Below are 13,220 nucleotides of genomic sequence, written 5' to 3' on the forward strand. Positions count from 1 at the left end.
AATTGTGCAGTCGCCCGGGCCGGAAGCGAGGCGTTGAGCTTAACGATGCAGCGGACCTTTTCGGCAGGTGCTTGCCATTATCTGTATTGACGCTGTGTGCGAGCGGCGCAGCGAGAGCCCAACCGTCTCGAGTCTACGCGAGCAGCCGTGCGGCGATGCTAACGGACTTTGCCACTGACGCAGCATTGCGAGGAATGTCCGCCGCCAAACCGACGGAAAATTTAAAGCGGCCAGTTTGATAGAATAATTAACTATAATATGCTAAGGCATCGAAATCAGCATTAACTCGCGTGAATCGATGAACGAAATTTCGCCTCTGACATCCATCTCTCACCTGGATGAGTCCGACGCTCCGGATATTTCGATCATCATGCCGTGCTTGAATGAGCACATCAGTCTGCCTCATTGCATTGCCAACGCAAGGCAGGCGTTGGAGTTAATCAATCTCGAGTTCGGACTTTCGGGCGAAATCGTCATCGCCGACAACGGCTCCATAGACGGCAGCCAGGTACTTGCAGAAAGTCTGGGCGCGCGGGTCGTCGATATCGAAAGGCGTGGTTATGGCGCTGCGCTAATCGGCGGGTGCCATGCGGCCAGAGGCCGCTTTCTGCTGATGGGCGATTCCGACGGCAGCTACGATTTCACCGATGGCGTTGCCATGATCGGGCGGTTAGCGGGCGGAGCAGACCTCGTGATGGGCAATCGCTTTTCGGGCGGTATCGCGCGGGGCGCCATGCCGTGGAAGAACCGCTACATCGGCAATCCCGCCCTGTCCGGCGTGCTGAACCTGTTCTTCCGTACCGGCATTGCCGATGCTCATTGCGGTTTGCGGGCTATTGCAAAGTCCGCCTTCCTAGATTGCGCTCTCACGTCGTCGGGCATGGAATTCGCCAGCGAGATGGTCATCAAGGCCAGGCTGTTACACCTGCGTATCGAAGAAGTTCCAGCCAAGCTCCTGCCCGACCTGCGCGAGCGCGACCCGCATCTGCGTCCCTGGCGCGACGGCTGGCGTCACCTGAGGTACCTGCTCATGCTGAGCCCGATGTGGGCGTTCGGCGTGCCGGCCTTGCTGGCGGGCATTCTGGGCGGCCTGCTGTTGCTGGCATCGTGCCTAGAATACCTTTGGCCGGGATTGGTCCCGCAGGTCGGCGCTTACTGGACTTTGCTTGGGTCGGCGTGCATCGACATCGGCCACTTGGCCTTTCTGCTCGGCCTGACGGGCCATCTCTATGGCGTTCGGGCGGGTTTCCGGCGACCAACGGTTGTGACGAGAATAGCCGCCCGGGTCGCGACGCTGGAAACTTTTCTGCTGTCGGGACTGATCATGATCGTGGCCGGGATCGGGATCCTGGGGCTCGTTGCCTTTGGCTGGGTCAATCGCGATTTCAAGGCAGCCTTCTCGATTCTCCCACCGGTCGGGGGCATTCTGGTGTTGACGCTGGGCGTGCAAAACGTCCTCGGTGGTTTTCTCATGGCGATCGTCGGCGGAAACGAGGCGCGCTTCTTCGCCCCAGCTGTGGCTTCGGGGCAAACGCGGTAACCAGCCTGGCTGGCCGGTTGCCCATGGCTGCACAATCGTGGGTAAAGACACTTGCGCCTTCTAACAGTCACCCACTTTTTTGAGGCTCATGGCGGCGGCATCGAACGCGTTGCAGGACAACTTTGCCGCGAGTTCGTAACGCAAGGTCAGGAGGCAATCTGGGCCGCCAGCGACAGAGATGTGCTCCCGTGTGATGGAATCATTCCATTGCCGCTGCGGTGTATTGACCCTGCAGAGCGGCTGAGCGGTCTGCCTATGCCGCTGCCCAGTTTCGGCGCCGCCCGGAATCTGGCCGACGAAATCGGGAAGTGCGATGCGGTAATAATCCACGATGCCCTCTACGTGACTTCGATCCTCGCGATGGTGATCGCCATACGACGAGGCAAGCGGACAGTCCTGATTCAGCACATTTCAAAAATACCGTTCTCCTCACGGTTGCTGAGGTTAACGATGGCATTAGCGAATCAACTAGTGACGCGGCTGATGATGCGGGCGGCAGATGAGCTCGTCTTTATCAGCGATACCGTGCGCGAGGACCTGCTCGGCTCGAAGCCCTGGCGGGACTATCGCCTGATTTTCAACGGTGTCGATCCCGCGATTTTCCACCCGATCTCAGGAGACAACGGGACGTCTCGCGCTCACGTTCAATGGCCACCGGGGAAGACCCGGATTCTTTTTGTGGGACGCTATGTCGAAAAGAAGGGATTGGCGGTTATTCGAGCACTGGCCGAGCTAAGGTCCGATTTGTCATTTCTATTAGCCGGCAGCGGGCCGTTCCGGCCTAGCGATTGGGGGGTTGGCTAATGTTCATGATCTCGGCTCCCGGTCGCAGAGCGAACTTGCCGCACTCTATCGCAGCGCTGATCTGTTGCTGTTGCCTAGCGTCGGGGAAGGATATCCGTTGGTCATACAGGAAGCCATGGCGTGCGGCTTGCCTGTGGTCTGTGGGCAGCCCGCAGATCGGGCCGATCCGAATGCTGCCCGATGGCTGAAGGGTGTGCACATCGATCTCGGCGACCGCCATGGTTCGGCGTTCCGCTGTAGTTCCGCGATTGACGAGGTCGGACTGTCTGAGACGGAGCGTGCGGAAATGGCCGCCTATGCGGCGGCGACCTACCTATGGGGAGCCCTGGCCAGGTCGGTGATTACATGTGCGCGAGGATTTGATGGAAAAGGCTAGGCTGGACCGCGAAGCCTCGCAGTTCGATGAAGTCATGCCGGATCGGCCGACGTTCAGCGTCGTTATTCCCGTCCACAACAACGCCCGGTGCGCGGCAAGGGCCATCATTTCCGCATTGCGGCAATCGATGCCGGTACACGAGATCATTCTCGTCGATGACGCTTCTTGCGCGGCTGAGTTTGCGCGCCTGGCTCGGTTTGTCGGCAATTGCCGATCCCAGGTGCCCGTTCGTTTGGAGCGGCTTCTCGAAAATGTTGGCGCTGGCTTGGCGCGCCACCGCGGCGCTAACTTGGCAAGTGGCACTCACGTGGCATTTCTCGATGCCGATGACGTATGGCACCGGCACAAGATAAGGGAGGTATCGACGGCAATCGTCAGGGATGAAGCAGAGCTCGTCGGCCATCGTCAGCCATGGAAATTCAAGGTAACGCGAGCAGACTTGGCAAGCCTTCCATCTTCGGTGCGGAGCCGATCGCTGCTCCAGCTTCACTTTCTCATGCTGAATCCGATCCTGACCTCGTCGATCATCGTGCGCACGAGTATTGCCCGCGAGATGTTTCGGCTCGGCGGGCGCAAGGCGGAAGACTATATGGCATTGGTGATCGCCTCGCGAATGGCGCGCCGAATGGTCTTCCTTGAGGCGCCGCTGGCCTGGGCGCTGAAACCGCCGTTCGGTTACGCTGGCGAGGGGGCCAGTATACTTGCCAACTACGGGGGCAGTGCGATCAACATGCGTTTGCTTTATCGAGTGCGTGTGATCGGTGCGGTCGACTTGGCAATCTTTTTCGCGTTCCTGGCGGCGCGGGTTCCGATCGGATTGGTGCGCCAAGTTCATTATCGTGCGAGATACGCGCGATAAGTGGCAGTGGCCGACCAACACAAGGTCGCTGATTGGTAGTTTAACGGAAGAGACTTAAGATAACTCGCCATAGCAATTGCGTTGCGGATCTAAAAAGAAGTATCGATCCATGGCATGCGCCAACTTTAGAGAACAAGCACTGCCGAGCATCTGAAACCTGTTCATCAAATGATCTTAGCAGCGAAGGATTCATTCCAGCTGTATAGCGGGCGAGCTGACCAAAAAGCACTCCCAGCAACGTCAAACGTGCGATTGCTGATAACGCTACAGGTCGGCGCTGTTCTGTAGCTCGCTGAATCGCCCACCAATTGGCGAGCCAATAGCCTGCGCGCAGCAGCCAAGTCGACGAAGAAATGGTGATTGAGTTAGAGTGCGAAGAAAATTGTGCAACAACGTTTTCGTGGACGGACACCTTCTGTTCGGCCTCTTCGCCTGCCGCCAGGAACAACATCAAGTCCGGTCCGATAGCGCGTTGCCACATGAGATCATTTCGAACGCCGGGATGCGTGCACCAACTCTCTACGGCTGCAATCCAGCGATCGAATACCCCTCGAGCGAACAATGCTGCGGCCGGACTGACTGGCAACTGCGAGCCGCTGACAAGACCGAGATAATGTTCAAACAGTTTATCGCCATTGAAGGCTGAGGTGACATGTCCACTAACTGGTAATGCACGCTCATCATCAATATTCCTAATAGCGCCCTTACCGATAGAGGCGCCATGGCCTTTAAGTAGGGGTGGTAAAAGTACTTCAAGAAACAATGGCGAAATATAATCGTCCGACCAGATGAATGTCACAAATTCACCGGTAACGAGCCGCGCCCCATCGAGCCAGCTTCGCGTAGGACCTAATCCGCGCTGATTCTGCGCGAGGATCACCCGTCCATCCTTGGAAAATCTGGTCGTCAACAGTTCCCAAGATCCGTCATCACTCATGCTGTCGAGTACGATGACCTCGATATCCACGTCCGCCGCTGTCTGGTTGATGCACGAATCGACGGCACGTATCACGTATCGGCCACGGTTCAGCGTGGGGACGATGAACGAGACTTTCAAGCGCGCAGTCATGTTTGGACCTCAGCAACGAAAGTGCGCAGTTCTGATTCGAGGTCAAATGCGGGAATGGCGACTATCCTGGCCATTTTGGCGGTGTTGGCAATAAGTACGTCGCCAGGTAGCTCGTCGGCTGGCACCCATGAAATGTCTTGTCGTCCGGCCGCTTGAGCGAGTTGCTTTGCAACTTGTGCAATCGAAGTACCGGTGCCGGAGCCCAGATTGAACACCCCTTTGGCGTCGGCCAACAGGAGATCTACAAGTCGATTAGCCAGCCAGTCCGCGTTGGCAATGTCGCGCGAGCTACGATAGCCGAAGAGCGGCAGTTCCGCGTTCAATTCTGCCACGGCGATCCGATTCCGAAGCTGGGGAATGAGAAAACTGTCTGCCTGTCGGCTGTCGAAATAACTAAAGACGCGGACGATCAGTGATTCAGGTGCAAGTCGCTCGACCCACTGCTCTCCCTGCCATTTCGTTAAACCATAGAGTGATGCCGGCGATATCCGCGCCTCTTCCGCGAGTGGCGACGGTGAGGACGCGTAGATATGCGAGGTTGAGATATAGGCAAGTCGTGCGCGCGCAGCGCCCGCCACTTGAGCGACGTTGGCGGTGCCGGCAACATTCACGGCGATCGCTTCACCGGGTGCATCATTGACCTGAACCGTCGGCACAACAGCGGCGGTATGAACGATGTGCGTACAGACTTTGGCCCAGTCGGTCAGCGCGTTCTTGTCGCGGACATCGCCTTTAAATGGCGTTACATGCACGCCACGTGCCTGAAGCGCATCGTTAAGGCGCCGCCCAAGAACTCCTTGGGCCCCAGTCAAACCTACGATCACGTTATGCCTTCGCTGCGAGGTTGAGTGCGTCCGCCACAGCCTCCTCTATCTCTGGTGTGGAGAACGGATTGAGGCCGATCATCAGGCCGCGTGCGAACACATCGTCACAAATCGGTAAATCGGGCTGATCTGCCCGCAGCCCCAGCGCCCGCATTAGCGGGTGGCGCAAAATGTTGCCAACGATGATCGGCCGGGTTTCCACCCCCGCTAGTTCAAGCGCTGCCTGCCCCCGTTGGCGGTGTTCATGATCGGAGAAAAGTAAAGGGGTCGTCATCCAGCTGTGGCGATCGAGGATGGTCGCGCCGGGAATGCTCAGTCGATCGCTCACGTCGGCAATTGCGGCGATCCGGCCCGCCATGAGCCGTCGTCGGGCCGCTAACATTTCAGGCAGACGAATAAGCTGTATGCGACCGATGGCGGCGTTGATTTCGGTTGAGCGCACATTGTACCCCGGTAACACGAAACAGAAACGAGGGTCGATTGTGGCTTCGTCGGCACCTAACTGAAAGAGATTGTGCTTCAGATGGCGAGTCCAGCCGTGAGAGCGTAGCGCATAACACAAATCGGCGAGTTCAGGTAGATCGGTCAGGATCACGCCGCCCTCAATGGTACAGAGGTGGTGAGAAAAATAGAAGCTAAAGGCAGATGCAAGGCCGATCGTGCCAACTGCATTGCCGCGCTCCGTGACAGCGCCCAGACTTTCACAGGAATCTTCGACCAATATCAGCTTCTCACGCGAGCAATAATCTCGCAGATCTTCCAGTCCGGACGGGTTACCGAGTACGGGCACGGCCACGATCATCCGGGTTCTCGGCGTGCGAGCCGCCTCGACTTGGGCGACGGTCGCGTTGAGTGAGTGGATATCGATATCGCAAAAGACCGGCGTAAGCCCGCGGTTGATTATCGGGGTTATCGTAGAAGGCCAGTTGAGGCCCTGGATGATGACCTCATCGCCTCGCTCCATCGGGCTTCCATAGGTGAAATCCGGTCGCAATGTGCTGAGATACGAAATAGCCTCAATCGCGATAAGGTTTGCCGAAGAACCCGAATTGACGAGGATAGCGTGCCTGGCGTTAAGATTGTCGGCCAGCTGCCGCTCAAATTCTTCAACCAGCTTACCCTGGGTGACGAAGCCGCTCGCCAACACCTTCATTGCCGCTTTGATTTCACCTTCACCAAGAGTGTTGAACGCGAGCGGGACTTTATAAGTCATTTTTGGTGCCATCCACAGTGTTGGTCAGATTGCAATCAGAGAATTTATTTACTTGCGCGGACCGAATAAGAACCGGATCCACATCTGCTTTCCTTGCCTTGCGTCGCTGCAGCACACCGAAATTAACCGGCTCGCTGATCCCAATGGGTTGAGTGCAAGCACCATTTTTCGGCTTGAACCGCGATAGTTGACGCTCAGGTAGGTCATGCCAATGCCAGCCACAAAATAGGCGACGACGCTGGCCCAGGCTGCGCCCACTCCGCCGAAGCGAGGTACCAAAAGAAAATTTAGTCCGATGTTCGTAATTGCGCCAGTTCCGGTCAACAGCGCGGAGTTCCAATAACTTCCCGTAGCTGTCAGTTCGCTGGCTATGGCATAGAAAAGAAAATAGAATGGCGTGCCAAGCAGGAGGACCCACAGCATCGGCATTGACCCTGCGTAAGCGCTGCCGAACACCGGTTCTAGGAACAACGCGGCGGCTACGCCTAGCGCGATGGCTGCGACCCAGCCGGAAAGCGCAAATAGATCGAACACCGCCTGCATATGGGGATCTAGTCCGCCCGGCCCGCTTTGGAAGTTGCGAACCATGGCGCCCAACAGTGTCGACTGCAGGACGGCGGGCGCGATATTTCCGATTTCGACGATCCTGGCGGCAACAGCGTAACGACCAAGCTCTTCCTCATTAGACAGTTGTCCCAGAAAAACCTGATCAATTCGCAAAAATATCATGGTAGAAAAAACAGCGATCATTAGCGGTAGCGCTTCAGCCAAGGTTTTCTTCAACATGTCCAGTTTGATAGTCTGGAACGCAGCCCCGCCAATGAGAACGAAGCTCGCTATGGCAGCTACGCCAAGAAAAATACTTTCCATTGATCGTAGCATGACGAAATATCGCGGGTATGGGGTAAAAACGAATACGAGCAGCGACGCGATCACAAACGCGATGGAAGCGATCATGCGTGGAATCGCGAACTGCTTCATTTGTTCGCGGCCCTTGAGATAGGCCACGACCAGATCAAAGGGAGCTGCGAGCAGAATTGGGAGTGCGACGATCAGTAGGATTGGAGTTACGCCTGCCGGATTGTTGCTGAGCAGAAAGGCTACGACGGTTATGGCTGCGGCAAGAACTGTGGTTATGGCGCTTGCGGCGAGTGAGACATATATGCTGCCCTTACCTGCTTCATCCGATGCCGCTTCGCGCATCACATGCGCTTCCATTCCGAACCGAGCGAGGGGCGATAGGATGGTCACAAAGCTCAAGACATAGGCATATGCACCAAATCCTTCGGGCCCGAGCTTGCGCGCGACGATCACGGTAAACGCCAGGCCGATGATCATCCGCAGCGCTTCCTCGATCGAAAGCCAGCCAAGATTCAACAATTTTGTAATCAGTTTGCGTCCTCCCGGAGTAGAATGGCGATAGCCCGTCGCTGACCGCTATTCGTTCAGTAGACTCGCCGGCGATCGCCTCCGGCAGCCGATCATAAACGGAAGGCGGTAACGATCGAACTAAGTCACCACCAAAGAGTGACCCACGTTTTAACCAGTAGCGGACCAATACGTCGAAAGATGATTGTCCAAGAATTCTATTATTTACGCGACTATCTTCAAGCGCGGCACGAACCTGACCCGATTTCGATATGGCGTTGGGCTCAATAGTGTTGACGCTAAGCGTCTTTCGTATTTTCTTCATCCGAGCGCCGGCTCGGTGCATGGCTGCAATCGCGGCGTAGTCTGCGGCAATCTTGTAAGTAAGGTCAAACGGGTGCTGAAGGTGCGTCTCGCGCCGCGTGAAAAGAGACTGATGGGAAAACGGTATCCGCCTATACCGGTCAGTTCCGAGATCAATAGCCGACCTGAAAATAGTTAGGCCATTTGCCAATTCATAAGCTGCGTCTCCGTACACGGCATCCACGTCGTCGCCAAATTCGGTGGCCACGTTGTCCAGCACGGTCTCTTCCGCGAAGCGGTCGCCGGCGTTCAGGAACTGCACCACCTCGCCCTTGGCCTGACGAAGCCCCTTGTTCATCGCGTCATAAACGCCCCGATCCGGTTCGGAGATAACCGTATCCCGGCCTTCGACCAGAAACGGCTGAATGACTTCGAGCGTGCGATCCGAAGAACCGCCGTCGACCACGATCCACTCGTAGTCGCGGAAGGTCTGGCACCGAAGGGACGCGGCGGTCGCCTCGACGACCGCTTCGGCATTGTAGACGGCGGAAACGATCGAAAAGAATGGCGGCTTCATAAGGTGTCCTTCGCTCCCGGGAACAGTCCCATATCCTCAGTCTTCGCGCAAAGCGCCTTGGTTCTCGAGAAACCAGTGGTAGGTCTGGAGGATACCTTGTTCGAGCGGAATGCTCGCGCGCCAGCCCATCGCAGCTAGTCGCGACACGTCCAGCAGTTTGCGGGGCGCGCCCTCTGGGCGGGCGGGATCGAAGGCGATCCGTCCCTTGAAGCCCGTCGCCTCGGCGATGAGTTGCGCGAGCGATGCGATCGAGACCTCCTGCCCGGAGCCGACATTGATGTGGCTCAGCATCGGCTGCGTGTTGGCCTGGTAGATGTCATGCGGCAAATCCATCACGAAGAGCGATGCGTCAGCCATGTCGCCGACATGCAGAAATTCGCGCCTGGGCGTTCCGCTGCCCCAGATCACCACTTCGTCGAACCCCTGCGTCACGGCCTCGTGGAAGCGCCGGATCAGCGCCGGGAGCACGTGCGAGTGCTCGGGATGGAAATTGTCGCGCGGTCCATAGAGATTGGCGGGCATGACGCTGCGGTAATCGGTGCCATGCTGCCGATTGTAGCTTTCGCACAGCTTGATGCCGGCGATCTTGGCGATCGCGTAGGGTTCGTTGGTCGGCTCGAGCACGCCCGTGAGCAGCGCATCTTCGTGCATCGGCTGCGCTGCCGCGCGGGGATAGATGCAGGATGAGCCCAAAAACAGCAGGCGCCGCACGCCGGCGCGGAAAGACTGATGGATGACATTGCATTCCAATGTCAGATTTTGATAGATAAAATCTGCCGGCCTGCTGTCGTTGGCATGGATGCCCCCGACTTTCGCGGCAGCCAGGATGACGGCGTCGGGGCGTTGTTCCGCCAGGAAGTCTCGGACGGCGGCCTGATCCGTAAGATCGAGTTCCTGGCGACTGCGCGTGATGGTTGCAACGCCTCGAGCATGTAGCATGCGCAGGATGGCGGAACCCACCATACCCTGGTGGCCGGCAACGAATATGCTCATCGCGTGGCCTCAATCCTCATTTGCGACAGGCAGGTCATAGCCGTGGTTCCGCAGCAGCGCGTAGCGCTTCGCTGTCTGCAAATCTTCCGCCACCATTTCGGCGCACATCTGTCTGGCCGTAAATTCCGGAGACCAGCCGAGTGCCTGCCTCGCCTTGGTGGCGTCGCCCAAGAGCGTATCGACTTCTGCCGGACGAAAATAGCGGGGATCGATCCGCAAGATGACATCGCCGGCCTTCACGGCCGGCGCAACATCGTCTGCAACAGTTTCGACGATACCTTTTTCTTCCAGACCTTCGCCTTCGAAGCGAAGCGTGATGCCAAGCTCCTGGGCTGACCAAATGATGAATTCGCGAACCGAGTATTGCTGGCCGCTCGCAATCACGAAATCGTCGGGAACGTCTTGCTGCAGGATCAACCACTGCATCCGAACATAGTCCTTGGCGTGACCCCAATCGCGCAAGGCATTGAGATTGCCCATATAGAGGCATTGTTCGAGACCCTGGCTAATGTTGGCTAGGCCTCGCGTGATCTTGCGTGTGACGAATGTCTCACCCCGACGTGGGCTCTCGTGATTGAAGAGGATGCCATTGCAGGCATGCATTCCGTAGGCTTCCCGATAGTTGACTGTAATCCAGTATGCGTAAAGCTTGGCGACGGCATAGGGCGAGCGTGGGTAAAAAGGGCGTTGTTTCGCGTTGGGGGATTTCCTGGACGAGGCCATAGAGCTCTGAAGTCGACGCCTGGAAGAAACGGGTCTTTTTCTCCAGGCCGAGGAACCGGATGGCCTCGAGCAAACGCAAGGTTCCGATGGCATCGACTTCGGCCGTGTATTCCGGGACTTCAAAGCTGACAGCGACATGGCTTTGCGCACCGAGATTATAAACCTCGTCGGGGCGAACCTCGTTGATTATACGGGTCAGGTTCGATGTATCGGTAAGATCGCCATAATGAAGTTTGAGCATGGCATTCGCCGCGTGGGGATCCTGGTAGATGTGATCGATCCGCTGCGTGTTGAAGGACGATGCCCGCCGTTTGATCCCATGGACCTCATAGCCTTTGGTAAGAAGGAATTCTGCTAGGTAAGATCCGTCCTGGCCAGTAACGCCGGTGATCAGCGCGCGTCTTGTCATGCGCTTGTGCTTCCTTCCAATTTGGCTGCCGATCAGGCGGTCGGCGTCGCCAGCAATGCTATTTCTGGTCAAACGTGACGCGTTACGACACACACGCCGCAGTCAATCATTCTAGACGCTAATTCATGAAAAATCTTCAAATCGTCGCAACGCCCCGACCCAACGACCTCACTGAAGCAACATAACATGGCAGCCCCCACGCTCTAGGCTTGCCTCGATCAACGGCATCCGCTCTCGGGCCTCAATAAAAGTCATCGGGCTGTAGTGGGCGATCACCGGCTGCAGGAATTGCTCGGTCGACAAGGCTACCCGCACCTTTGGGCGACAAATCCTGCGTGAAAATCCGTCGATATCCTCGATCTTATGCCCCAGCAGGCGGATCGGCCGGTTGGACAGGTCGGGGCGATTGAGCACGAGATCGCTGGCAGTGTGGTAGTCGTCGGTGCCGACGATGGCATAGTCAGCGCCGCTGGCGTCGATCTTGGCGCTCGCTCGCGCCGATGGTGCATAGTAGCCATGCGCCATCCAGGCCTGGAGCGGCAGCAGAACTAAGGTGGTGGCCGCGGTGGCGCGCCGGAACACGACTCGCAGATGCGGGCGCCAGAACGCTGCCACTCGTTGCCAGCCATAACCGCCGAGTAGCGCTGCATTGCCCAGCACCCCATGGACGTAGCGATAGCCAAAGCCGTTGCCTTGCCAAGGCAGGATGAGTGCCATCACCAATATCGGCAGCACAAAGCTCAGCCCGATCGCGCCGGCGATCCGATCGGTTCGGGCTACGAACCAACTTGCTATCAGCAAAGGCAGCAAGAGTACGTGTTGCCATGTGACAAAGCGCAAAAGGTTTTCCGACATGTAGATGACACGCCCGTCACTGCGGGCTAGGGTGGTAGTTAACATGGACAGGTAATGAGCGATTCCGGTAGGTGCGGTGACAGCGGCAGCATCGGTCGCAGACGTGCCGGGATAGGCGCTTAACGTGTAAGTTTGCACAATCTGGGGCCAGGCCAGCCAAAAGACGGCGACGGCCGCATAGCCCGCTAAAAACAAGAGCAGTCGGGTCCAACAGCGCTCGCGCAAAAGCAGGAGCAGGAACGGGGCGATGAAGAGCGGATGGAACAGCGGCTGATGCAACCCGGTTGCGACCAAGCCGGCCAAGACGGCGGCAACGTCGGCGACCCTGCGATCGGCTATAAACAGGCGAAGCCACAGCAGGTTGAAGAAAAGGTGCGCGGGCATCGCGAACGCCGTCATTCCGGCGAAGATGAACTGACCCGATAGGGCAAGCAGCAAGAGTGCCACGACCGAGGTTTCTCGGTCTTCAGGCCAGAGACGACGTGCGCAACTCCAAAGCAGAAGCAATGAGAGAGCATTAAACACGGGGGGCCGTCAGGTCCCTGCCGCCGAACCACCCCATCACTGCCCGGAGTGCCGCATTCATCGGCAAATAGGCGGATACCCAGGCGCCCTTTACCCCGGGAGAAATGAACAGCAGATTCAACGGGCCGGCATTGGCCCGCCACTCCGGCGGCAGGGGCCAGGCGAGGAATCCATGGGCGAAAATCGTCGCATCGAAATTGGCCATCTGCTCGTCACGGCTCAGATCGTAGCTCAGCAGCAACCAACGATGGCCGAGATAGCATATTGTGAAGATCGCGAGAGACATGAGGCGCACGTCAATAGTTGTGAGCGATCTGGTAGAACCTTGCGCTTTGTTTCCGATTACAGATAATAATGCCAAAAATAATATCGCAGCGATCAGCCAGATATCTTGATACCAAAATTGCTGAAAATTGATCGGATCGATCGTGAAAATGGATCCTAATACGAAATCAATAGCAAGCCCGATCGAAAATACGATCATGATCTTCACTGTGTCTGGCGCGCGCGCGTGCTCTGGGGTCGGGGCTCCGATGCTTGCATTCCCTTCATCGGCTTCACTGCTCATTGCGGCGCCTGCCCTGCACGGGGGCCTCCGCGACAATCGCCCCAAATGGCGATCTGTGCGCTGCGGCCGATTTGATAGGCTGGCTCGACGTCGACTATCCGGCAATTGCTCTCGACATAAGCTTCGACGAGGCGTCGTGTTTCGAGGTTGGCGGGCAAATTGCTCGGCGTTCTCGCCATGGCCACGACACCAGGTCTGTTGCGCAAGATCCTGC

11 protein-coding genes and 2 pseudogenes are annotated in these 13,220 nt (G+C 57.3%); 4 read left to right on the top strand and 9 right to left on the bottom strand.

All coding sequences use genetic code 11. The features are described from left to right. Positions 1-298 precede the first annotated feature (298 nt). From KRR38_RS17080 to KRR38_RS17095, 4 genes are read left to right on the top strand one after another with little or no spacing between them, the layout of a single operon-like run. Complete coding sequence (locus KRR38_RS17080) at positions 299-1,540, top strand: glycosyltransferase family 2 protein (RefSeq protein ID WP_217403814.1); 1,242 nt, start codon at positions 299-301, stop codon at positions 1,538-1,540. A 51-nt stretch (positions 1,541-1,591) separates the two neighbouring features. Continuing rightward, positions 1,592-2,344, top strand: coding sequence for a glycosyltransferase (locus KRR38_RS17085; RefSeq protein WP_217403816.1), 753 nt, complete (start codon positions 1,592-1,594; stop codon positions 2,342-2,344). Beyond that, positions 2,337-2,720 carry a glycosyltransferase gene (locus tag KRR38_RS37795; protein ID WP_217403818.1) on the top strand — a complete coding sequence of 128 codons (384 nt, stop codon included), beginning with the start codon at positions 2,337-2,339 and terminating at the stop codon, positions 2,718-2,720. The genes KRR38_RS17085 and KRR38_RS37795 overlap by 8 nt, the downstream gene beginning before the upstream one ends. Beyond that, a complete protein-coding gene (locus KRR38_RS17095) occupies positions 2,692-3,579 on the top strand; it encodes a glycosyltransferase family A protein (protein WP_217403820.1) in 888 nt (295 codons plus the stop codon). Before KRR38_RS37795 ends, KRR38_RS17095 begins: the two co-directional genes overlap by 29 nt. A gap of 40 nt (positions 3,580-3,619) precedes the next feature. Here the strand turns inward: KRR38_RS17095 and KRR38_RS17100 are convergent, their stop codons facing one another. The 9 genes and pseudogenes from KRR38_RS17100 to KRR38_RS17135 all read right to left on the bottom strand — a co-directional run bounded on the left by KRR38_RS17100 (position 3,620) and on the right by KRR38_RS17135 (position 13,006). Further along, positions 3,620-4,648: a glycosyltransferase family 2 protein gene (locus KRR38_RS17100; protein WP_217403822.1), complete on the bottom strand. Its 1,029-nt coding sequence runs from the start codon at positions 4,646-4,648 to the stop codon at positions 3,620-3,622. Beyond that, entirely contained in the window at positions 4,645-5,472 is an 828-nt protein-coding gene (locus tag KRR38_RS17105) for an NAD(P)-dependent oxidoreductase (RefSeq protein ID WP_217403824.1), read from the bottom strand. Before KRR38_RS17105 ends, KRR38_RS17100 begins: the two co-directional genes overlap by 4 nt. A gap of 1 nt (position 5,473) precedes the next feature. Next, positions 5,474-6,685, bottom strand: coding sequence for a DegT/DnrJ/EryC1/StrS aminotransferase family protein (locus tag KRR38_RS17110; RefSeq protein WP_217403827.1), 1,212 nt, complete (start codon positions 6,683-6,685; stop codon positions 5,474-5,476). A 48-nt stretch (positions 6,686-6,733) separates the two neighbouring features. After that, a complete protein-coding gene (locus KRR38_RS17115; RefSeq protein WP_217403829.1) occupies positions 6,734-8,023 on the bottom strand; it encodes a flippase in 1,290 nt (429 codons plus the stop codon). 475 nt (positions 8,024-8,498) lie between these two features. Beyond that, positions 8,499-8,933: pseudogene (locus tag KRR38_RS36225) on the bottom strand (glycosyltransferase); the annotation flags it as partial. Positions 8,934-8,969: 36 nt separating this feature from the next. Continuing rightward, positions 8,970-9,926, bottom strand: coding sequence for a GDP-L-fucose synthase (locus tag KRR38_RS17120; RefSeq protein WP_217403831.1), 957 nt, complete (start codon positions 9,924-9,926; stop codon positions 8,970-8,972). 9 nt (positions 9,927-9,935) lie between these two features. Beyond that, positions 9,936-11,058 (bottom strand): annotated as a pseudogene (gene gmd / locus KRR38_RS17125) (GDP-mannose 4,6-dehydratase). A gap of 168 nt (positions 11,059-11,226) precedes the next feature. Beyond that, positions 11,227-12,360 carry a hypothetical protein gene (locus tag KRR38_RS17130; protein WP_217403834.1) on the bottom strand — a complete coding sequence of 378 codons (1,134 nt, stop codon included), beginning with the start codon at positions 12,358-12,360 and terminating at the stop codon, positions 11,227-11,229. A 70-nt stretch (positions 12,361-12,430) separates the two neighbouring features. Then, positions 12,431-13,006, bottom strand: coding sequence for a hypothetical protein (locus tag KRR38_RS17135; RefSeq protein ID WP_217403836.1), 576 nt, complete (start codon positions 13,004-13,006; stop codon positions 12,431-12,433). Positions 13,007-13,220 lie beyond the last annotated feature (214 nt).

The sequence above is a fragment of the Novosphingobium sp. G106 genome (genome assembly GCF_019075875.1).
Taxonomy (GTDB): Bacteria; Pseudomonadota; Alphaproteobacteria; order Sphingomonadales; family Sphingomonadaceae; genus Novosphingobium.

Excerpts from the sequence above, each read along its gene's own strand:
- KRR38_RS17135 (WP_217403836.1), bottom strand. The coding sequence starts at position 13,006 with ATGAGCAGTGAAGCCGATGAAGGGAATGCAAGCATCGGAGCCCCGACC.
- KRR38_RS17120 (WP_217403831.1), bottom strand. The coding sequence starts at position 9,926 with ATGAGCATATTCGTTGCCGGCCACCAGGGTATGGTGGGTTCCGCCATC.
- KRR38_RS17115 (WP_217403829.1), bottom strand. The coding sequence starts at position 8,023 with ATGATCATCGGCCTGGCGTTTACCGTGATCGTCGCGCGCAAGCTCGGG.
- KRR38_RS17100 (WP_217403822.1), bottom strand. The coding sequence starts at position 4,648 with ATGACTGCGCGCTTGAAAGTCTCGTTCATCGTCCCCACGCTGAACCGT.
- KRR38_RS17110 (WP_217403827.1), bottom strand. The coding sequence starts at position 6,685 with ATGACTTATAAAGTCCCGCTCGCGTTCAACACTCTTGGTGAAGGTGAA.
- KRR38_RS17080 (WP_217403814.1), top strand. The coding sequence starts at position 299 with ATGAACGAAATTTCGCCTCTGACATCCATCTCTCACCTGGATGAGTCC.